Origin of the sequence: Xanthomonas arboricola pv. populi (genome assembly GCF_002939945.1) — a bacterium.
In the GTDB taxonomy this organism is placed as follows: domain Bacteria; phylum Pseudomonadota; class Gammaproteobacteria; order Xanthomonadales; family Xanthomonadaceae; genus Xanthomonas; species Xanthomonas arboricola_A.
This window is the reverse complement of the sequence record NZ_MDEB01000004.1, coordinates 219,707-241,308: the sequence shown is the minus strand read 5'-3', so window position 1 is coordinate 241,308 and position 21,602 is coordinate 219,707. Positions and strand designations below refer to the sequence as shown.

Sequence of the window (21,602 nt, the reverse complement as noted above, 5' to 3'; positions counted from 1 at the left end):
GCAACTCCCACTGAATGACCCGCACGTTTTGCCCGCAGCGCGATGCAAGCGTGTAAACAAATGGTTAGTAGCGAGCAACCGAAAACGCATGAGCTGATCATGCTTGGTGATGAGGCCTGCGTCGCAAGCCGCGCGCGCGCTGCATTGCAGGGAGATGACAGCGCACGCGAGCGCAGACAGGTGCCGGTGCATGGCTCCCAACCTGGCGCGTAGCGCAGCGCTGCGCGCCGCGACTTAGGGTGACTGACAAAACGTGGCGAGCAATCGCTCGGGGCGTGTGGACGGCGCGCTCAAAACCTGAGTGTACGAGTGGCACATGGCAATTCCGAGCACCGGCCGCGCGCGCCTGGGGATGAGCGCAGTAGATCGCCAGCCCGCTATGCGCGGTGGCCGGCGCGCCGTTGGCAGAAGCGGTGGAAGAGTGGAACTGACAGCAGACATTGCGATGATGCGTTCAACACTGCAACGGCACCGAGCACCGCGTCATGACCGGGCTGCTCGATAATGTCGGTTTCCGATCGAGTGTCCGCCATGTCCATTTCCGCAGCACCCACGCAAATCTCGCCGCGCAATCAACGCGTGCTGATCGCAGGCGGCAGCCGTGGCATCGGCCTGGCCATTGCCGAAGCGTTCGTGCGCAACGGCGCGCAGGTCTCGCTGTGCGCACGCAATGCCGATGGCCTGGCACAGGCCGCACAGGCGTTGGCACCACATGGCACACCGGTCCATACCTTCGCCTGCGACCTGTCGGATGCTGGGCAGATCGAGGCCTACGTGCAGGCCGCAGCACAGGCGCTGGATGGCCTGGACGTGGTGATCAACAACGCCTCCGGCTATGGGCACGGCAACGACGATGCCAGCTGGCAGGCCGGTCTGGACGTCGACCTGATGGCCGCCGTGCGCTGCAATCGCGCCGCGCTGCCGTACCTGCGCAACAGCGCTGCGGCGGTGATCCTCAACATCAGCTCGATCAATGCGCAACGCCCCACGCCACGCGCAATCGCCTATTCCACCGCCAAGGCGGCACTGAATTACTACACCACCACGCTGGCCGCCGAACTCGCGCGTGAGTGCATCCGTGTCAACGCGATCGCGCCCGGTTCGATCGAGTTTCCCGACGGGCTATGGGCCCGGCGCCGCGATGAAGAACCGGAGCTATATGCCCGCATCCGCGACAGCATTCCGTTCGGCGGATTCGGTCAGGTGCAGCACATCGCCGATGCGGCGTTGTTTCTCGCCTCGCCGCAAGCGCGCTGGATCACCGGGCAGGTGCTGGCGGTGGATGGCGGGCAGTCGTTGGGGGTGTGAGCACGACATTTATGCTGACGTAGATGGCAATCCGCTGCGCGCGAACCTGTAGGAGCGTGCCTGCGCGCGACGAGGCTCTATCGGTAACACCCCATCTCGCGCAGGCACGCTCCTACGACACGGCTGCTCCTCACATCTATCCGACTTCCTCGTGACGAGGCGACGAGACAGCGTTAGCCGGCCAACTCCGCCGCCTCGACACTGTGCTCCCCACGCGCCGGTGCCAGCGCGGCGCTCACCATGGCGGCGGCGATGCGTTCGGCTGGATTGATGCGGAAGCGGCGTGGCAGCAGTGGGCCGAGTGCGCCCAGCACGAGGCTGCCGATGTGTTCGCCGGTGCGCCGCTGCTCGCGTTCGCCGCCAATCAGGCCCGGGCGCACGAAGGTGAGCGAGGGGAAGCCGACCGCGCGCAGATCGCGTTCCAGTTCGCCCTTGACGCGGTTGTAGAAGATGCGCGAATGCGCATCGGCGCTGGCGGCCGAATTCAGCACGAACACCGAGGTGCCCTGCGCGCAGGCGGCGCGTGCCAGCGCCATCGGGTAGTCGTGATCGATGCGATAGAACGCCTCGCGCGAGCCGGCCTGTTTCATGGTGCTGCCCAGGGCGCAGATGGCCGCTTCCATGCGCGGTGCGGTCCAGTGGTCCAGGCGCTCGAAATCGATCACCTGGTTGCGCAGCTTTGGATGGATCTGCGACAACGGCCGGCGTGTAATCGCCATAACGCCGGTACAGCGCGCGTCGGCCAGCAGTTGTTGCAGGACATGTCTGCCGACCAGACCGGTGGCCCCTGCCAACAACACGTCCATCAGACCGCCCCCGCCATCAGCGTGCGCCCTCGGAGACGATACGCGCGCTGCTGGCGATGCGATCGCGCTCCACTGCGAGCAAGGTCAGCGAGTGCGCCGGCGCCTTCCATTCGCTGCCGCCGGCCACCACGCGGCCGCCATGACGTGCGGTGTCGATCAGTACGCGCCAGTGCTCGTCGTGCATCGCCGGCAGCGTGAACGACACGCTGGTGGAGGCGGCATTGATCAGCATCAGCAAGGTCACGTTGGCGGCGATCTCGCGCAGACCGGTGGTCGGCGAGCGGCCGTCCAGCCGCAACATCAGCGCGCGCGCTTCCGGGTCGTGCCAACTGGCTTCGTCCATCTCGTGGCCGTCCGGTGCCAACCAGGTGAGATCCTTCAAGCCCAGCGCTTCGTCGAACTTGCCGTCGAAGAAACGTGCACGATGCAGCAACGGATAACGCTGACGGATGCGGATCAACCGCCGCACGAACGCAGCCTGATCGGCGGCGGCGGCCTTGGTGGCGGCAGTCCAGTCGATCCAGGTCAGTTCGTTGTCCTGGCAATACGCATTATTGTTACCGTTCTGACTATGGCCGAACTCATCGCCGGCCAGCAGCATCGGCGTGCCCTGCGACAGCAGCAACGTGGCCAGCAGGTTGCGCATCTGCTGACGGCGCAGCTGCTTGATGGCCGGGTCGTTGGTGTCGCCCTCGACGCCATAATTGGCCGAGATATTGTGGTCGCTGCCGTCCCTGCCCTCCTCGCCGTTGGCGAAGTTGTGCTTGCCTTCGTAGCTGACCAGATCGCGCAGGGTGAAGCCATCGTGCGCAGTGACGAAGTTGACCGATGCGGTGGGGCGACGACCACTGTGGTTGAACAGATCCGCCGAACCGGTCAAACGCGTGGCCAGTTCGGCCAGCTGGCCGCCTTCGCCACGCCAGAACGCGCGCACGTTGTCGCGGAACTTGTCGTTCCATTCCACCCAACCCGGCGGGAAATTGCCGACCTGGTACCCGCCCGGGCCGATGTCCCATGGCTCGGCGATCAGCTTGGTCTGGCTCAGCACCGGATCCTGGCGCACCGCATCGAGAAAGCTGCCCGATGGATCGAAGCCGTAACGCTCGCGCCCGAGGATGGTGGCCAGATCGAAGCGGAAACCATCGACATGCATTTCCTGCACCCAGTACCGCAACGAGTCCATCACCATGCGCAGCGCGCCGACGTTGGTCAGGTCGAAGGTGTTCCCGGTGCCGGTGTCGTTGATGTAGAAGCGGCGATCGTCGGCCAGGCGGTAGTAGCTGGCGTTGTCGATGCCCTTGAACGACAGCGTCGGCCCCAGCTCGTTGCCTTCGGCGGTGTGGTTGTAGACCACGTCCAGCAGCACTTCCAGCCCGGCGTGATGCAGCCGCGCCACCATCTGCTTGAACTCGGCCACGGTGCGCGTGGACATGTAGCGCGCCTGCGGTGCGAAGAACCCCAGCGTGTTGTAGCCCCAGTAGTTGCGCAGGCCTTTTTCCAGCAGGTATTGGTCGTCGACGAAGGCGTGAACCGGGAGCAGCTCCACCGCAGTGACGCCGAGCGAGCTGATGTGGTCGATCAGCTCGTCGGTCTTCAGGGCCGAGAAGGTGCCGCGGTTTTCCGGCGGCACTGCCGGGTGCAGCATGCTCAGGCCGCGCACGTGCGCTTCGTAGATCACCGTGCGGTTCCACGGCGTCTGCGGCGGACGATCCTGGCCCCAGGTGAAGGCCGGATCGATCACGGCGGATTTGGGCATGAACGCGGCGCTGTCGCGGCGATCGAAGCTCAGATCCTTGTCGCGATGGCCGATGGTGTAGCCGAACAGATGCGGCGCCCATTTGAGCTCGCCGACGATCTGCTTGGCGTACGGGTCCAGCAGCAGCTTGTTGTGGTTGAAGCGATGCCCGGCCTCGGGTGCGTAGGGTCCGTGCACGCGGTAGCCGTACAGCTGGCCGGGGCGTGCGTCGGGCAGATAGCCGTGCCAGACCTCGTCGGTGTATTCGGGCAGCGCCAAGCGCTCCTGCTCGCGGCCACGCTCGTCGAACAGGCACAGTTCCACCCGGGTGGCGTTGCGCGAGTACAGCGCGAAGTTGACTCCCAGGCCATCCCAGGTGGCGCCGAGCGGGTTGGGACGGCCTTCGCGGATGCGCGAGCGCTGAGTGAACTTGCGGGTGGCCATCGGTAACTCCTGAGAACGGTGAACTCAAAACGCTGAGCGAATGCGGGTGCCTGCGTGCCTGCGCAGGCTCACCCTGACACGGCGCAGCCTGCAGAGTGAACCATGCAAGGTGCCAGAGGCACCGTTACTGGCGTGCAGTCGCCGACGGGCCAGCCTGCTCGGCGGCGCGTTCTTCGGCATCCACCAGGCGCTCGGCCATGGCCCAATGCCGATCTGCGTGGCCGTCCGGGCGGCCTTCGGCCTCCCAGATCTCCTGTGCCAACTGGCGAAGCCGCGCTTGCCGTTCCGTGTCGTTCATTGCGTACGTTCTCTTAGGGGGTCAACAACACTGCCACTGGCGCACGTGCAAACAGCGTGGATATCGCCACGCGGCCGTGCTGCGGCTGCAGCGTGCTGCCATCGAGCACATTACGGTAAGTGGCCTGTGGCAACGCCAACGACGCCTGACCCCAGCTGGCCGGCGGCACCAGCAGCGGCAGATCGCCATCGCCCGCGTTGCCGGCACCCAGCCGCGTCACAGCCACCACCAGCGACTGGCCACGGTACTGACGCCGGAACGCCAGCACCTGCGCATTGCCATTGGCGGCCACGCTCAACGGCTGATAGTCGCCCTTCGCAAACAGCGACGGATGGTCGGCACGCAGCTGCAGCAGCAGCGCGGTGAGACGTGCCTTGACCGCGCCATCGCGCCAGCTGCGCAGCAGCGTGTTCCAGTCGCGCGCCTGCGCCAGCCACTGCTGGCGCTGCGCGTAGTCGACCGGGCGGCGGTTGTCCGGGTCCACCAGTGACAGATCCCACCCCTCCGTGCCCTGATACAGATCGGGCACACCGGGCACGGTCAGGCGCAGCGTGGTCTGCACCAGCGCATTACGCGCACCGGCCGCGGCGATGTGGTTGCTGGCGCGTAGCAGCGCCCGCCGCAGCGGAAGCCCGGCGCGGCTGCACAGCACCTGCTCCACGGTCGCTTGCACGGCCTGTTCGTAGGCCGGCGAGCCGTCGGTCCAGCTGGTGTGCAGCTTGGCCTCGCGCACCGCCTTGAGCAGCCATTGCGCAATGCGCTCGGCGTACTCGGCCAGCGGCTCGGTCTGGTCGGCGCCCAGGCCGATCGGCCAAGCGGCCACCAGGGTCTGCCAGAGCATCTGTTGATCGCCGCCGGCCAATGCCGGCGCCTCCAGCGTCTCGGCCAAGGCATCGAACCGGGTGCTCTGCTCGATCCACCAGCGCGGTTGCTCGGACAGCACCGCCAGCCGCATGCGCAGGTCTTCGCCGCGCTTGTGGTCGTGCGTGGCGGTGGCCAGCAACGCACGCGGGAAGTGCTTGGCGCGTTCGAGATTCTGCGCGTGGAAGTCGGCCGGGTCGTTGGCGAAGTGGGTCGGATGGCTGCCGACCTCGTTGCGCGACAACAACACGCCGTGCCGGTAGAACGCGGTGTCTTCCACCGACTTGGCATTGAGCGGTGCGGACAACTGCTCCACGCGACGACGCAGGATGCGCCGCAGGGCGATCTGCGCGCGATCGGCGCCGGCATCGTCGACCAGCCAGCGCTCGATCGCATCGACGGCCGCAACGATGGACTCCGGCATGCCCGCGCGCGCGCGCGCGGCAGTGGCGCGCAGGCGCTCGGCTTCGCTGCCGGTCACGCCCTTGGCACCGGCATAGGTGCGGTACACCGGGAACCAGCGCAGCAACACGCACAGGCCGCGCGCCAGCATCTGCGGGCTGAACTCGCGCGTGGGCGGGTCCAGCCGCGCCAATGCCGACAACGCACCGACGGCGCGATTGAATTCGGTCTGCAGCGGGCCGCGCAGGATCTCGTCGCGAGCGGCGCGCTCTTCCTGTGCGAAGTCGCCACTGCGCCCGCTCACCTTCTGCCAGGCACGCGCCAGCGGCTTGAAGCCGGCGGCGTCATGCAGCACGCCGCCGACCTGGTCCATGAAGTCGTAGCCGGTGGTGCCATCGCAGGGCCAGTCGGCCGGCAAGGCTTCGCCGGGCGCCAGGATCTTTTCCAGATACAGGCCCAGCGTGCCGGGCTTGAGGCCACGGGTGCGGCCGGCCGCATCCAGCCGGCTGCGCAGCTTGCGCACGTAGCCGGTGGGGTCGGTGAGCCCGTCCACATGGTCGATGCGCAAGCCATCCAGATGGCCCTCGGCCACCAGCCGCAGCGGCAGCGCATGCACTGCGTCGAACACCGCCGGCAGCTCCACCCGCAATGCCACCAGCGAGGTGATGTCGAAGAAGCGACGGTAGTTGAGCATGTCGTTGCCCACGCGCCACCAGTTCAAGCGATACGGCTGGCGTTCGATCAGCTTGTGCAGACGGCCATCGCCGCGCTTGGCGCCGTCGTTGTAGTCGCGCAGCCACTGCGTACGCGCGGCCTTTTCCGGCACGTCCAGCGTCTGCGGGCGGATCGGGTAACGCTGGTCGTAATGCGCCAGTGCCGCGCTGCCGTCGTCCTCGACCACCAGGGTGATCAGGCCTTCGGCCAGCGCGGTGGCATACGGGCGGTCCAGTACCGCCAGCCACAACTTGCCGTCGCGCCCCGGGGCGCGCCAGTCGATATCGAACCAGTCGGCATGCTTTGCGCTGCGGCCGTTGCGCAGCACATCCCACCACCACGCGTTATCCGCATGCGTGGCCATGTGGTTGGGGACGATGTCGGCGATCAGGCCCATGCCGTGTTCGCGCGCGGCCTGCGACAGGGCGATGAGCGCGTCTTCGCCACCGAGTTCGGGATTGACCACGGTCGGGTCGATATTGTCGTAGCCGTGCGTCGAGCCGGGCACCGCAGTGCCGATCGGCGACAGGTACAGATGGCTGATGCCCAGCCCGGCGTAGTACGGCACCTGCGCGAGCGCATCGTGCAGGGTGAAGCCGACATGCAGCTGCAGGCGGGCGGTGGCGCGAAGCTCGATCATGGATGCGGTTCCGAAACGGCCGCGGCGCGACGCGCCTCGGCAAAGCCCTGCAGCGCCGTACTCAGGCGCGCATGCGGCAAGGGATCGGGCAGGCGTCGACGCCAGTTGGGATGGACCTCGACGGTGCCCGGCAGATTGGGTTGTTCTGGCAGCGCCAGCGCGTCTTCCACCGGCAGCAAGGCCAGTGGCGACACGCTGGTGGCGGTGAAGCGCAGCGCGCCCAGCAGCGGGTCGTCCGCAACGCTGAGGCCGGCGTGTTCGACCGCCGCATCCAGACGCGTCACATCCTGGATGCGGGCCGTGGCATCGTCCTTGGCCTGCGCGGGCTGGATCAGTTCCAGCTTGCGTCGCCAGTCGATATCGCCGCCTTCGCGCCAGCCGGTCAGCGTGGGCAGATCGTGCGTGGTGGTGGTGGCCAGCGCATCCGGCCGCCACAACGCCGGCGACATGAAGGCGCCGCTCTCGTCGCGGGTGAACATCAACACATCGATCCCCATCACCCCGCGCCGCGACAGTTCCTCGCGGATGCCCGGCGGCACCACCCCGAGGTCTTCGCCGATCACGATCGCGCGATGCCGCCACGATTCCAGCGCGAGCAGATTGAGCAGGTCGTGCAGCGGATAGGCCAGATACGCGCCTTCGTTGGAGCTGGCACCTTCGGGCACCACCCATAGCCGCAACAAGCCCAGAATATGGTCGATGCGAATGCCGCCGCGATCGCGCAGCACCGCGCGCAGCAGCGCGATGTATGGCGCATAGCCGCTACGCCGCAACGCGGTGGGCGAATACGCACCGATGCCCCAATGCTGACCGTCCGCATTGAAGGCGTCCGGCGGCGCGCCCAGCACCAGGCCACGCAGGACAGTGTCTGCGGCGGCCGCCGCTTCGGCACCATTGGGATCGAAGCCGACCGCCAGATCGGCGATCAAGCCGATCTTCATGCCGCGCTCGTACGCCTGGCGTTGCGCATCGGACCAGCTGCGCGCCGCCAGCCATTGGGTGAATACATGCAGCTGCGGATCGCCATCGCCGAAATCCTGCGCGGCAAACCGTGCAAAGCCTTCCAGCGCAGCACCGCCCTCGCTGCGGAAGGCAAGCAGATCGGGATGATCGGCGGGGACGCGTGTGTAGAGATGACGCAGCAGTTGCCACTTGGCCTGCGCGGAGGCCCGCCAGTCGATCAAGGCGCTGCGGTGCAGCGTCTCGAAGCGCTCGCGCAGGCCGGGCACCTCGTTGATCGCCTCCAGCGCCAGCTCGCCCAGCACGCGCACCGGTGCGGCATGCAGGGGATCGAGAAAACGCCGGTCGCTGGGCGAATACGGGCTGTAGCCGCCGGTGACCGGGCGCGCGGCATGCACCGGGCTCAGGGCCAGGGCATCGGCGCCGGCCAGTGCGGCATGCCGCACCCATTCCACCGTGCCCGCTGCGTCGCCGATGCCGGCGTCGTCGATGCTGCGTGCCGAATACACCTGCAGCGCCATGCCCCAGGCACGCGGTGCCGGCAGGCCACAGGCATCGGCCACGCTGAAGCAGCGTTGCGGGGCGACCGCAACCTGCTGGGTCAGGCTGCCGATCTGCAGCGTCCAGTAGCCGAAACGCTGCGGCGCACGCACCTGGCCCTGCGCATCGGCACGCGCCGGCTCAGTGGCGCCGCTGTCGTCCACCCAACGGCCGCTGGCATTGGCGGCAACAGACACCGGCAACAGCTCGGCGACCTGCACGGTCAGCAGCGGCGCCGGCGCGGTGGCCTGCGCCTTGCAGCGACGCAGGCTGTCTTCGCGTTGCGCAGCGGTGCCGGCAGGCAGCTCCAGCGCGGTGAGCACTGCATGCAGCGATTGATCGGACACCTGACGTGGCTGGTCGCTGGCATCCACCCAGTCCACCAGCACCCCGGCCGCGCCGGCCAGCGCATGCAGATCGCTTCTGCTCGGATCGTGCGTACTCATGCGCGCGCCTCGTGCCAGGCGATGAAGCCATCGACCGGCAACTGCTGCGCGTCGGCAGCGACGTTTTCGACATGCGCCACGCGTCCGCGCAGCGGCGGCATCGGCACCGCAGAGGCCCCGACGTTGAAGGCGATATGCCACAGCCCGCCAGGCAATTCCCAGCTGGCGGTCACTGCACCGTCGGCCAGCACCTTGGCGCCCACGGCGCGCGCCTGTGCCAGCGCCGGTACCAGCCACTGGCGGCGCACGCCCAGCAGCGCGGTGAACCAGGCTGTCCACTGCGCGCCGTCGCCTTGCGCGGCGTCTTCGATCGGCGAGCGCGAGGCGGCAAAGGTGTCGTGGCTGTTCGGATCGGGAATGGTGGCGCGCTGCGCTTCGTCGGCGAATGCGGCGAAGTGCGCGAATTCGCGACGCCGCCCTTCGCGCACCGCATCGTCCAGCGGCGGGCCGAAGTCGGTGAAGAACAGAAATGGCTGCGTGGCGCCCCACGGCTCGCCCATGAAGAACAGCGGAATCATCGGCGTCAGCGCCGTCAGTGCCAGCGCAGCGCGCAGGCGTTGCGGCGAGACCAGCACGCTCAGCCGCTCGCCGCGCGCACGGTTGCCGATCTGGTCGTGGTTCTGCGCGAAGACCACGAACTTGTGCGGCGGCAGCGCCCCGCTCGGCTCGCCACGCACATGCCCGCGCGGGTCCGGCTCGCCCTGGTAGGCGAAGCCTTCGCCGAGCACACGCGCCAGGTGCTCGGTGGGCTTGTCGGCGAAGGCCGCGTAATAGCCTTCCTCCTCGCCGGTCAGCAGCACATGCAGGGCGTTGTGGAAATCGTCGTCCCATTGCGCGGTGTAGCCGCGTTGCAGCTGCGAGGCCTGGTTGGCCTCGTTTTCCAGCACCAGGTGCACGTGGCGGCCGGCCGGCAGGCTGGCCTGCACGGTCTCGCGCAGGGTATCCAGGAACGCGTTCGGCGTGATCGCATGCACCGCGTCCAGGCGCAGGCCGTCAAAACCGTATTCGTGCAGCCACATCAGCGCATTGTCGAGAAAGTAACGCTGCACCTGCGGCTTGCGGAAATCGATCGCCGCGCCCCACGGAGTGGGCTTGTCCTCGTTGAAGAACGGGGCGGCATAGCTGTGCAGATAATTGCCGTCCGGGCCGAAGTGGTTGTAGACCACATCCAGCAACACCATCAGGCCGTGTCCGTGCGCGGCGTCGATCAGCGCCTTCAACTGGTCCGGCGTGCCATAGGCTTCCACCGGCGCGTACGGCAGCACGCCGTCGTAGCCCCAGTTGTGCGCGCCCGGAAATGCGCTCAGCGGCATCAGCTCGATCGCGGTGATGCCCATCGCCGCCAGCTGCGGCAATTGCGCCTGCACGCCGGCATAGCCGCCGCAGGTGCCGACATGCAGTTCGTAGATCACCGCCTCGTCCCATGGCCGTCCCTGCCACTGGGTGTTCTGCCAGGCGTAGCCATCGGTTGGCTGCACGGCGCTGGGGCCATGCACGCCCTCGGGCTGCCAGCGCGAGGCCGGATCCGGTACCGGTTCGCCGCCATCGACACTGTAGCGATAGCGCGCATCCGCCGCGCAGGCGATCGCCGCGCTGAAGAAGCCATCCTGCGCGGCCTGCAGCGCGACGCGCGCGCCGTCGTCGAAGACCACCTCCACGCTGCTGGCATCCGGTGCCCAGAGCGCGAAGCGCACCTGTCCCTCACCCGCTGGCCATGCGCCCCATGCCGGCGTGGTGTCATTGCGCTCGTTCATTGCTATTTCTCCGCTTGCAGATAGATCGTGGCCAGCGGCGGTAGGGTCAGGCGCAGGCGTTGTGCGTGCCCGTGCATGCCCATCGGCTCGGTCGCCAGGCGACCGCTGTTGCCGAGGTTGCTGCCACCGTAATGGGCACTGTCGGTGTTGAGGATTTCGCGCCAGCCGCCGGCACGCGGCACGCCGACGCAATAGTCGTGGTGCGGTTGCGGAGTGAGGTTGCTCACCGCCAGCAAGGGTGCGCCGCCCTCGGGATCGTGGCGGATGAACGCCAGCACGCTGTTGCGCGCGTCGTCGGCCACGCTCCAGTCGAAGCCGTCGGCACGATGCGTGCCGCGATACAGCGCCGGCACCCGTCGCAATGCGGCATTGAGATCGCCGACCAGTTGCTGCACGCCGCGATGCGCGGCCCCGTCGAGCAGATGCCAGTCCAGCGATTGATCGTGATTCCAGTCGTTCCACTGGCCGAATTCGGCGCCCATGAACAGCAGTTTGTCGCCCGGATGCGCCCACATCAGCGCCAGATACGCGCGCAGGTTGGCAAAGCGCCGCCAGTCGTCGCCGGGCATCTGCCCGAGCAGGCCACCGGTGCCGTGCACCACTTCGTCATGCGAGATCGGCAGTACGAAACGCTCGGAGAACGCGTATACCAGACCGAAGGTGAGCTGGCTATGGTGCTGCGCACGCTCGGCCGGATCGCGCTGCATGTAGCTCAGCGTGTCGTGCATCCAGCCCATGTTCCATTTGTGGGTGAAGCCCAGGCCGCCAGCGCTGATCGGCGCGGTCACGCCCGGCCAGGCGGTGGACTCTTCGGCGATGGTCAGCACACCGGGAAAGCGCGTGGCGATCTCGCTGTTGAGCTGGCGCAGGAAGGCGACCGCTTCCAGATTCTCGCGGCCGCCATGCGCGTTGGGCACCCACTCGCCCTCGGCACGGCCGTAGTCGCGGTACAGCATCGAGGCCACTGCATCCACGCGCAGGCCGTCGAGATGGTAGTGGTCGATCCACTCCAGCGCGCTGCCCAGCAGGTAGGCGGTCACTTCGGGCCGGCCGTAGTTGTAGATCAGCGTATTCCAGTCGCGATGCATGCCCTCGCGCGGGTCGGCATGCTCGTACACCGCCGCGCCGTCGAACTGCGCCAGGCCGTGGGCGTCATCGGGGAAGTGCGCGCTGACCCAGTCCAGGATCACGCCGATGCCGGCGCGATGACAGGCGTCGACGAACTGGGCAAACCCGTCCGGGCTGCCGTGGCGCGCCGTCGGCGCGTACAGCCCCAGCGGTTGGTAGCCCCAGGAGCCGCCGAACGGATGTTCGGTGATCGGCAGCAACTCGATATGGGTGAAGCCGAGCTGCTGCACGTAGGGAATCAGTTGTGCGGCCAGCCCTGGCCAGTCCAGCGGCTGGTTGTGCCCATCGCGCCGCCAGGACGCGGCATGCACTTCATAGATGGACAGCGGCGCCGGTGCGGCACTGGCATCGCGCGCGGCCATCCAGGCGGCGTCGGTCCAGCCGAACGCTGCCGCACCCGGCACCACCGAGGCGGTGGCCGGCGGCAATTCGCTCTGGCGCGCCACCGGGTCGGCCTTGAGCAGCACGCGGCCATCGGCAGCGGTGATGGCGTACTTGTAACGCGTGCCGGCTTCCACACGCGGCAGGAACAGCTCCCAGAACCCGCCGATGCGCGGGCGCATCGGGTGCCGGCGCACGTCCCAGCCATTGAAATCGCCCACCACCGCCACGCGCTGCGCATGCGGCGCCCACACCGCAAAGCGCACCCCAGGCACATCGTCGCAGCGCAGGTGCCGGGCACCCAGGGCGCAACGCAACGCCTGGCCGTCGCCGGCAGCGATCTGCAGCAGGATGGATTCGTCCAGCGTGGCGGCAAAGGCGTAAGGGTCTTCGATCTCCTGCACCACGTCCGGCCACACGATGCGCAGCCGATACGGGCCTTCGACCGCCAGCGTGCCCTCGAACACACCATCGACCGGGCCGGCCTGCATGCGCGCCAGCAACTTGCCGCGCGGATCGATCAGGCCCATCGCCTCGGCACCGGGCGCCAATACGCGCACCAGCCGGCGGCCGCCGGCCTGGGAATGCGGGCCCAATACCGCGAATGCATCGGCAGGCAGGCCATCGGCCAGCGCCTGCACGCTTTGCGCTGAATCCGACATCCCGTCCATGGTCACCGCCGACGCTTCCGTCTCCTGCCCCTGCACGCCCAACCGTTCGCTCACGACACCGTCGCAAGCGCCGGGGCGGTTGCGGCGGTGCGTTCGTACAGCGAGAGGTACTTCTTGCCCGCCACATCCCAGCCACTGGGACGCAACATCGCCGCGCGGCGCATTGCCGACAGCAGGCTGGGCAGGCGGAAGGTGCGGAATGCGCGCTCCAGGCAACGGCGCAACGCCTCGACGCTGGCATGCTGGAACAGGAAACCGGTGACGCCGTCATCCACCGTGTCGATCAGACCACCAGTGGCGTGCGCGATCGGCAGGCAGCCAAAGCGCTGCGCGTACATCTGGCTCAGGCCGCAGGGCTCGAAGCGCGACGGCATCAGCAGGAAATCGGCGCCGGCAAACATGCGCCGCGCCAGGCCTTCCTCGAAACCGATGAAGGCACCGACCTGGCCGGGATAGCGCCGGGTCAGCTCGGCGACCTGCTGCTCGATCTCCGGCTCGCCGCCGCCGATCACCGCGATCTGGCCGCCGGCCGCCACGATCTGCGGGGCGACCTCGCAAATCAGGTCCAGGCCCTTCTGGTGCACCAGCCGCGATACCACCGCAAACAGCGGGCCGGTGTTCTCGCGCAGCCCGAAGGCCTTGCGCACCTGCGCAGCGTTGGCCTGACGGCCCTGCCACTGGTTCACGCTGAAATGCGTGTCCAGATGTGCGTCGGTGCGCGGGTCCCAGCTGGCGTCGATGCCGTTGACGATGCCGGTCAGCGCGCCCTTGGCGGCGCGACCGGCCAGCAGGCGGTCCAGGCCACAGCCCTGCGCCGGGCCGGTGATCTGCTGGGCATAGCTGACGCTGACCGTGTTGACGTGGTCGGCATGCACGATGCCGCCACGCAGGAACGACATCTGCCCATAAAATTCCAGCTCGGCCACACGCTCGGCGGGGATGCCCAGCGCAGCGGCCATCGAATACGGCACCAGGCCCTGGTAGGCCAGGTTATGGATGGTCAACAGGCACGGCGTGGTGCCGCCGGACCAGCGCACATAGGCGGCCGCCAGTGCACACGGCCAGTCGTTGAGGTGCAGCAGGCGCGGCTTCCAGCCCAGTCCGGCATGGCCGGCGGCGATCTGCGCGGCGGCATGCGACAGGGTGGCGAAGCGAATCGCGTTGTCTTCGAACTCCGAGCCGCTGGTGCTCACGTAGGGCGAGCCGTCGCGTTCGAACAATTCCTTGGACAGCAGGATGTAGATCGGCAGACCGTCCGATTGCACGATGCGGCCGATGTCGCAGGCCGGCAGTGCCGCATGCGCCAATACCCGGCCGACGATCTCCACCTTGCCCGCGCGCGCCAGCACTGCGCGGTAGCCGGGGATCAGCACCCGGACGTCGTAGCGATGGCGCAGCGCGCGTGGCAGCGCCGCAGCCACGTCGCCCAGACCGCCCGCCTTGATGAAGTCCGCCATCTCCGACACCACAAACAAGGCCCCACGGGTATCGACCGGCGACACCGGCAGACGCTCGTGATGGCGAATGAAGCGGCCGCGTGCATCACGCGGTCGCCCGCTCTTCTTCAGAGTGGGGAGCATCGTGCTGCGCTCGAAACGTGCGGTAGTGGCGTGAAGCGGCATCATGGCAACCATCTAAACGTCCGTCGTAAAGTGGGTGGAGACGGAAAACAGCGAAGCGACAACCATCATCTGCCGACTCGGCCAGACGACCTGCTACGAATGAGGAGCGGGGCCAACGCGCGTACTCCACGTTGTCCTTGAGATGAATCTACACCCCGGGCAAATAAAATATGCGTGAATACGTGCTGACTTTTCTGCGACACCGCCATTCCCCTGCGCATGGTCGCGCATGCCTACTGGTATAAGCGGCGCCTTGCCGTGCGATGACATCCCTGTCGTGGTGCGCGGTTGTTGAAACGCACCGAAAGCGGGCGATGGCGGCGGCGCCCGCCATCATCCGCCTGACTTGTTCAGCCACACATTTACATCGGCTTTCGCCCATCGCCCGGCATCGAGCGCGCATGATGGAACTGCGCAGACCCGTCCAGACCGCTTAAGCGCAACGCCTGCGCGCCGATAACCAGCGATGGCACCAAGACTTTTCGAGATCCCGGCGCATGGCAGACCAGCCTGAACTTCCAAGCCGCCCGCGTGGCGGGCTGCGCCGCCTGCTGCCCTGGGGCGGCGCGGACAGCGCACGCCCGGCCGCCGCCCTGCCCAGCGTGATCGGCAGCGAGCGCGTTGGGCAAGGCCTGGCCGCGCATCAGCTGGTGCCGGCCAAGAACAAGTCCGGCGCGCACGACCCGGCGGCCGCCACCGCCCTGCTGATGCGCCTGTTCTCGCATGCCGCGCATCCGGAGGCCTTGTTGCTGGCCTTTGCCGAAGGCATCACCAGCCTGCATGGCGAACTCGGCGACATGGGCGTGCGCCTGAGCGCGGCCTATGCGGCCGGCGACTGGCCTGGCTACGGCCGCGCCTTGCGGCAATTGATCGACAAGTACATCCGCACCATCGATACCGGCGATTCGCTGGCCGAAGGGCGCACTGAAGCCGAGCAACTGCGCGACCTGCTGCGTCACGCGCTGGGCAATGCCTTGGCCACGCTGCTGCAGCGTAGCCCGGAGCTGGCCGAAGAAGCGCAGACCCTGGCATCGGCACTGCGCCATTGGCGCCCCGGCCATGAGCTGGTCACCCTGGAACAGCGCTTACGCGAGCTGAGCCATCAGATCGGCCTGCGTGCCGAAGATGCCAGCGAGCAGCAGAACCTGTTGCTCGGCCTGTTCGATCTGTTGCTGGAGAACGTCGGCGAACTGCTCGACGATCGCAGCTGGCTGCAGGGACAGATCTCGGTGGTGCGGCAGCTGATCTCCGGGCCGCTGGATGTCGGCTCAATCGAACAGGCACGCGGCACCCTGCGCGAGGTCATCTACAAGCAGGGCCTGCTCAAGCAAGGCATTGCCGACTCCAAGACGGCCATGCGCGAGATGATGGTGTCCTTCGTCGACCGGCTCGATGGCATGGCCACCAGCACCGCCGAGTACCACGATCGCGTTGCCGGCTATTCGCAGGCGATCGGCGACGCTCGCAGCATTCCCGACCTCAGTCGCCTGCTGCAGGACGTGTTGCAGGACACCGCCGGCGTGCAGGCGCAAGCGCTGGCCGCGCGCGACGAGCTGCTCGCCGCACGTCGCCAGGTCGAAGACGCCGAGCAGCGCATCGCCTCGCTCGAACAGGAACTCAAGGACGTGGCCGGGCTGGTGCGCGAAGACCAGCTGACCGGCGCGCTGAACCGCCGCGGTTTCGAGGAACTGTTCCAGCGCGAAGCCGCCCGTACCCAGCGCGGCGGGCAACCGTTATGCGTGGCGATGCTGGATCTGGACGACTTCCGCCGTCTCAACGAGACCCATGGCCACGCCGGTGGCGACGCCGCGCTGCGCCATACCGTGGACGTGGCCAAGTCGGTGCTGCGTACTACCGATGCCATCGCCCGCTTCGGCGGCGAGGAGTTCGTGCTGCTGTTGCCGGACTCCACCATCTTCGAAGCCAGCGCAGCGGTGATCCGCCTGCAGCGCGCATTGGCGCAACGCTCGCTGCTGCACGAGGACGTACGCGTGTTCATCAGCTTCAGCGGCGGCGTGGCGCTGCGCCATCTGGACGAAGCCCAGGACGATGTCATCCGCCGTGCCGACCGCGCCATGTACGACGCCAAGTCGGCCGGCAAGAATCGCGTGATCAGCGCCGATTAGCGGCACGTGCCGACCGGTGCGTCCCCGCACCGGATCGGACGCCTGCGTGGGACGGGCAGCGTCGGCGCACTCCATGCACTCCATCGGCTCATTGGCTGGGCAGGCGTCTTGCCAATCGCTTCAAGGGCTCTGCCAACGCAGCGTGAGATAGTCCACCACCTGTTGCGTCTGGGCCGCAGCGAGAAATCCGTGGCGAAACAACATGCAGCCGCCAACCTCAGGCAGCGATGCATTCACGTCCAGCTGGCGAGCGATCTCGGGCACACCGCCGTCCACTGTCCAATCCGGCTCCAGCGCGTTGGCAGTGCCGACCTTGTACAACGCCATGCCGATATAGAGTTGCACGCGCCGACCGCGCACAGTGTCCGCCCACCAGCGTGCGATGGTGTCGTAGCGCACTGTCTGGCGTGCCAGCGGCCAATAAATCTGCGGCACGATGTAGTCCACGAGTTCTTCGCGAACCCAACGGCGGGTGTCGGCGTAACTGGTATCGAATGCGGGCGCCCCGGCCTGTGTGTCCGAACCCAAGGGATCATCCCGACGATTGCGCCACACCCCGGCCGGGCTGACCCCAAATGCCACCCCTGGCCTGATCGCCCGAATGGTCCTGGCCACCTCTCGCATCAATCGATAGGTGTTGTCGCGGCGCCAATCCCCTTTGTCGGCAAATCCGGCCCCATGGGCGGCATAGCTCTGTGCGTCGTCGAGGGGAGACTGCGCCGATTCGGTGTAGAAGTAATCATCGAACTGCACCCCATCCACGTGGTAGAAGGCCACCAGTTCCGCGACCACACCACAGATCCAGCGACGCACGGCCGGAATGCCTGGATCGAGCACCAGCCGATTGGCCGCCACGCCCACCCAGTCGGGGTGGCGCAGATACACGCTCTGGGGCGAATCGGTCGACGCAGTGGCAAACGCATCGAGCGTGGCCTGGTCCAGGCCGGTCGAAACACGATAGGGATTGAGCCAGGCATGCACCTGGATGCCCCGCGCATGTGCATGCCGCAGCAAGAATGCCAGCGGGTCGAAACCCGGGTCTTTGCCTAGAACGCCGGTCATGACCGGCGACCATGGCAGGATGTGCGAGCGGTACAGCGCATCGGCACAGGGCTTGACCTGAAAGACCAAGGTATTCAGATGCAGCGCCTGGGCCTGATCGACGAGTGCCAGCAATTCCCGCTGCTGTACCTCGACGCGCTCGGCAGGGTCGACGATCCGTGCGGACGCGGCGCTTGGCCAGTCGAGATTGAACACGCTGGTGATCCAGGTTGCGCGCATCTGAACGCTCGAGGGCGTGGCTGCGCTGGCTGGAACCCCCACCATGGCCGCGGCCATTGCTGCCGAACCCAAACCGAGAAAGCGCCGCCGACCGATCGCGGGGGAGCCGCCGGCCGGTGCCGCATCCCGGTCCGCTGCAGACATTGCCCGGGGCGCTTGATCCGTCTGCTGCACGGCAGGCCGCGCCGCACGCGTGCTGTCTTGTTCTTCAGCCGTCTTCTTCACGCATCCCTCCTGCATCGCGCTGCTGCAGTCGTGGCCTGGTCTCTGCGCCAGGCCCGGCTGCCGTCATGCAGCACAGTCCGATACAACCCACGAGGTACACCCTAGCAATGGCGATCGCCGGAACGCGCGCGCAACATCGGAATCACACACCTCGCTTCGTCAGGTACGCAGACGCCGTGACGCAATGCCCGAAACGGCGGCGCCATTGCGCAGATGGGCGCTCGCAGACGGCCCACAATCACTGGCGGATCGTTGGCAGCCACCGCCATCGCCCTTGCGCTCGACCGACGTCAGCTGACGACGCCACACCGGTTGCCCAGTCCCCTCCCAACCCGGCGGCCGCGACGCGGCATCAATGCGCCGGCTTCTTCCCGCGCAGCTTCTGGAACAGCGTCACCGCGCCCAGCACGATCGCACCGGCCACCACGCCGACCAGCATGTTGCCCAACGCATCGACCAGCCAACCCATGCTACCGGCCGACTTGGCCAGGTTCTGCACGGTGTGGTGCAGCGCCGGGATGTTGTGCACCAGGATGCCGCCGCCGACCAGGAACATCGCCAGCGTGCCGGCCACCGACAGGAACTTCATCAGCCACGGCGCCGCCACCAGGATGCCGCGACCCAGCGCCGCCAACCCTGCGCCCTTCTTGCTCAGGTACAGGCCCAGGTCGTCCAGCTTGACGATGGCCGCGACCAGGCCGTACACGCCGATGGTCATCGCCAGCGCGATCGCCACCAGCACCGCCACCTGCTGTCCGAACGACACCCCGGCCACCACGCCCAGCGACAGCACGATGATCTCCGCCGACAAAATGAAATCGGTGCGGATCGCGCCCTTGACCTTGTCCTTTTCCAGCGCCACCACGTCCACGTTCTGGTCGGCCAGCGCGCGGGTGCGCTCGGCGTGCCGCTGCGCTTCGTCTTCCTCGTTGTGCAGGAACTTGTGCGCCAGCTTCTCCACGCCCTCGAAGCACAGATAGGCACCGCCGATCATCATCAGCGGCATCACCAGCGGCACGTTGTAACCGCGCCCGCGCAACCAGGCCTCCAGGGCGCTGATCGCCAGCGCCGCCGGCACCAGGATCACCTTGTTCATCAGCGACCCCTTGGCCACTGCCCACACCACCGGCAGCTCGCGGTCGGCGGTGACGCCGGTGACCTGCTGCGCATTGAGCGCCAGGTCGTCGCCGAGGACGCCAGCGGTCTTCTTGGCCGCGACCTTGGTCAGGATGGAAACGTCGTCCAGCAGCGTGGCGATGTCGTCGAGCAGGGTGAACAGGCTGGCACCGGCCATGCGGAGGTCCTTGGTGAGGGGCGGTGAATTCTCGCCGATCCTGCGCCCGTGTGGGGTGATGGCAGACCGTTGCAGGCTCTTGGCGACCGTTGGCGTGCGATGCCGACGCCCGCCGGCCAGGCGATCCGGTCGTGCCCGCCGGGCTCGAGCGGCACACCACTGTGGCGTAGCGACGCGCCTGGATTCACCGCCTGACGACCCGCCGCTGGCCACACTCGCCCCCCTGCACGACCGCCGGAGATGGCCTTGAGTCCGAACGACCCGTACCGCACACCGGCCCAGGCCGCGATCCCGGCCGACACCGCCGTGGTGGGCGGCATGAGCCGTCGCACCCAGATCCTGCGCCTGTTGCTGCGGTATCGCGGGTCGGGCGTGTTCGCCGGCATGAACCTGGATCCGGCCGCGATCAACGAGTACGAAGTGCCCGCCGAAGGCACGCCCGACCAGTTCGTCTCCGACCTGGAAGCGCTCGGCCCCACCTTCGTCAAGCTCGGCCAGATGCTGTCCACGCGCCCGGACATCGTTCCGCCGGAGTTCGCCACGGCGCTGGAGCGCATGCAGGAGAACACCAGCTCGGTGCCGGTGGAGCGCATCCGCCAGATCATCGAAGAAGAACTCGGCGTGTCGGTCAACAAGGCGTTCTCGTTTTTCGATCCGATGCCGCTGGGCTGCGCCTCGCTGGCGCAGGTGCACCGCGCGGCCTTGCGCGACGGCACCCCGGTGGCGATCAAGGTGCAAAAGCCCGAAGTCGCCGCCCAGGTCCGTTCGGACCTGGACGTGCTCAAGAGCTTTGCCACCGCCGCAGACCGCCTGACCGGCATCGGCCGGCGCGTGCGCTTTGCCGACTGGCTGGGCGAATTCGGCAAGACCCTGCGCGCCGAACTCAATTACGAAGACGAGGCCGAGACGCTGGTGCGCTTCGGCAAGCATCTCAAGCCGTTTCCGCTGCTGTGGATCCCGCAACCGGTGTGGGACCTGAGCAGCCGCAAGGTGCTGACCATGCAGCTGGCCGAAGGCGTGCGCGTGGACAAGATCTCCGGCCTGCGCCGCACCGAGCAGCCGATGGACACGCTGGCCGCAGAGCTGGTCAAGGGCTACCTAGATCAGATGTTCGTGCATGGCGAAATCCATGCCGACCCGCATCCGGGCAACCTGCGCGTGCTGCAGGACGGGCGCCTGGCGATCTTCGACCTGGGCATGGTCGCGCACGTGCCGCCGCGCCTGCGCGAGCGTTTGCTCAAGCTGCTGTTCGCCGCCGTCGACGGGCGTGGCGAAGAAGTCGCCGAAGAGACCATCGCGCTCAGCACCCGCCTGGAGGACTACGACGAGGACCGCTACCAGCGCGAAACCGGGCAGATGATCGCCCGGTATGCCGCGCACGACACCACCTCCGAGGGCCGCGTGGTGCTGGATCTGGTGCGCATCGCCACCTCCAACGGCCTGCGCACGCCGCCGGAGCTGAGCCTGCTCGGCAAGACCTTGTTGAACCTGGAAGGGGTGTGCCGCGCGCTGTCGCCGCACCTGGACACACGCCGCATCGTCGAACGTCATCTGCAGCATGTGATGCGCGCGCGGCTGAAAAAGTCGCTGTCGGCCGCCAACCTGGCCAGCGAGGCGATGGAACTGCAGCATCTGGTGCGCGAAGGACCGCGCCGCATGTCCGAGATCCTGTCGCTGGCGGCGGAAAACCGCCTGCAGATGCGCGTCACCGGGCTGGAAGAATCGCATCTGATGGAAAGCCTGCAGAAGATCGCCAACCGCGTGGCGGCCGGCATCGTGACTGCGGCGCTGATCATGGCCTCGGCGCAGATGATGCGCATCGAAACCGGCTTGAAGCTGTGGGGCTATCCGGCGATCGCAATGGTGCTGTTCCTGCTCGGCGTCGTGCTGGGCCTGGGCATCGTGCTCAGCGCCCTGCTGTTCGACCGCCGTGTGCGCGCGCGCGAAGAACGCGGGCATCGATAGC

General features: G+C 67.4%; 13 protein-coding genes and 1 other RNA gene. 3 read left to right on the top strand and 11 right to left on the bottom strand.

Going from position 1 to position 21,602, the window contains the following annotated elements; all coding sequences use genetic code 11:
- Nucleotides 1-241: 241 nt before the first annotated feature.
- Nucleotides 242-318, bottom strand: a non-coding RNA gene (locus XaplCFBP3123_RS13245) — sX9 sRNA.
- A 213-nt stretch (nucleotides 319-531) separates the two neighbouring features.
- On the opposite strand from XaplCFBP3123_RS13245, the gene XaplCFBP3123_RS13240 reads away from it, so the two are divergent.
- Nucleotides 532-1,308: an SDR family NAD(P)-dependent oxidoreductase gene (locus XaplCFBP3123_RS13240; RefSeq protein WP_104534464.1), complete on the top strand. Its 777-nt coding sequence runs from the start codon at nucleotides 532-534 to the stop codon at nucleotides 1,306-1,308.
- 173 nt (nucleotides 1,309-1,481) lie between these two features.
- Here the strand turns inward: XaplCFBP3123_RS13240 and XaplCFBP3123_RS13235 are convergent, their stop codons facing one another.
- From XaplCFBP3123_RS13235 to glgA, 8 genes are all read right to left on the bottom strand, one after another.
- The gene (locus XaplCFBP3123_RS13235; RefSeq protein ID WP_104534463.1) at nucleotides 1,482-2,114 is read right to left on the bottom strand and encodes an NAD(P)H-binding protein; all 633 of its coding nucleotides are present in this window, start codon (nucleotides 2,112-2,114) and stop codon (nucleotides 1,482-1,484) included.
- Between the two features lie 16 nt (nucleotides 2,115-2,130).
- Nucleotides 2,131-4,293 carry a glycogen debranching protein GlgX gene (gene glgX, locus XaplCFBP3123_RS13230; RefSeq protein ID WP_104534462.1) on the bottom strand — a complete coding sequence of 721 codons (2,163 nt, stop codon included), beginning with the start codon at nucleotides 4,291-4,293 and terminating at the stop codon, nucleotides 2,131-2,133.
- 124 nt (nucleotides 4,294-4,417) lie between these two features.
- The gene (locus tag XaplCFBP3123_RS13225; RefSeq protein WP_104534461.1) at nucleotides 4,418-4,591 is read right to left on the bottom strand and encodes a DUF2934 domain-containing protein; all 174 of its coding nucleotides are present in this window, start codon (nucleotides 4,589-4,591) and stop codon (nucleotides 4,418-4,420) included.
- 13 nt (nucleotides 4,592-4,604) lie between these two features.
- The gene (treY, locus tag XaplCFBP3123_RS13220; RefSeq protein ID WP_104534460.1) at nucleotides 4,605-7,208 is read right to left on the bottom strand and encodes a malto-oligosyltrehalose synthase; all 2,604 of its coding nucleotides are present in this window, start codon (nucleotides 7,206-7,208) and stop codon (nucleotides 4,605-4,607) included.
- A complete protein-coding gene (locus tag XaplCFBP3123_RS13215; protein ID WP_104534459.1) occupies nucleotides 7,205-9,154 on the bottom strand; it encodes a 4-alpha-glucanotransferase in 1,950 nt (649 codons plus the stop codon). Before XaplCFBP3123_RS13215 ends, treY begins: the two co-directional genes overlap by 4 nt.
- Complete coding sequence (gene treZ, locus XaplCFBP3123_RS13210; RefSeq protein ID WP_104534458.1) at nucleotides 9,151-10,908, bottom strand: malto-oligosyltrehalose trehalohydrolase; 1,758 nt, start codon at nucleotides 10,906-10,908, stop codon at nucleotides 9,151-9,153. Before treZ ends, XaplCFBP3123_RS13215 begins: the two co-directional genes overlap by 4 nt.
- Before the next feature lie 2 nt (nucleotides 10,909-10,910).
- The gene (locus tag XaplCFBP3123_RS13205) at nucleotides 10,911-13,142 is read right to left on the bottom strand and encodes a 1,4-alpha-glucan branching enzyme (protein WP_104534457.1); all 2,232 of its coding nucleotides are present in this window, start codon (nucleotides 13,140-13,142) and stop codon (nucleotides 10,911-10,913) included.
- Nucleotides 13,139-14,722 carry a glycogen synthase GlgA gene (gene glgA / locus XaplCFBP3123_RS13200; RefSeq protein ID WP_104534456.1) on the bottom strand — a complete coding sequence of 528 codons (1,584 nt, stop codon included), beginning with the start codon at nucleotides 14,720-14,722 and terminating at the stop codon, nucleotides 13,139-13,141. Before glgA ends, XaplCFBP3123_RS13205 begins: the two co-directional genes overlap by 4 nt.
- Before the next feature lie 485 nt (nucleotides 14,723-15,207).
- Here glgA and XaplCFBP3123_RS13195 point away from each other — a divergent pair, with 485 nt between their 5' ends.
- Entirely contained in the window at nucleotides 15,208-16,836 is a 1,629-nt protein-coding gene (locus tag XaplCFBP3123_RS13195) for a GGDEF domain-containing protein (RefSeq protein WP_104534455.1), read from the top strand.
- A 120-nt stretch (nucleotides 16,837-16,956) separates the two neighbouring features.
- Here XaplCFBP3123_RS13195 and XaplCFBP3123_RS13190 read toward each other — a convergent pair whose 3' ends face one another.
- Together XaplCFBP3123_RS13190 and XaplCFBP3123_RS13185 are read right to left on the bottom strand one after the other, a co-directional pair.
- Entirely contained in the window at nucleotides 16,957-18,261 is a 1,305-nt protein-coding gene (locus XaplCFBP3123_RS13190; protein ID WP_172453268.1) for a glycoside hydrolase family 10 protein, read from the bottom strand.
- Between the two features lie 433 nt (nucleotides 18,262-18,694).
- Entirely contained in the window at nucleotides 18,695-19,636 is a 942-nt protein-coding gene (locus XaplCFBP3123_RS13185) for a DUF808 domain-containing protein (protein WP_104534453.1), read from the bottom strand.
- Nucleotides 19,637-19,876: 240 nt separating this feature from the next.
- Between XaplCFBP3123_RS13185 and XaplCFBP3123_RS13180 the strand changes: the two genes are divergently transcribed.
- The gene (locus tag XaplCFBP3123_RS13180; protein ID WP_104534452.1) at nucleotides 19,877-21,601 is read left to right on the top strand and encodes an ABC1 kinase family protein; all 1,725 of its coding nucleotides are present in this window, start codon (nucleotides 19,877-19,879) and stop codon (nucleotides 21,599-21,601) included.
- Nucleotide 21,602: the final 1 nt, after the last annotated feature.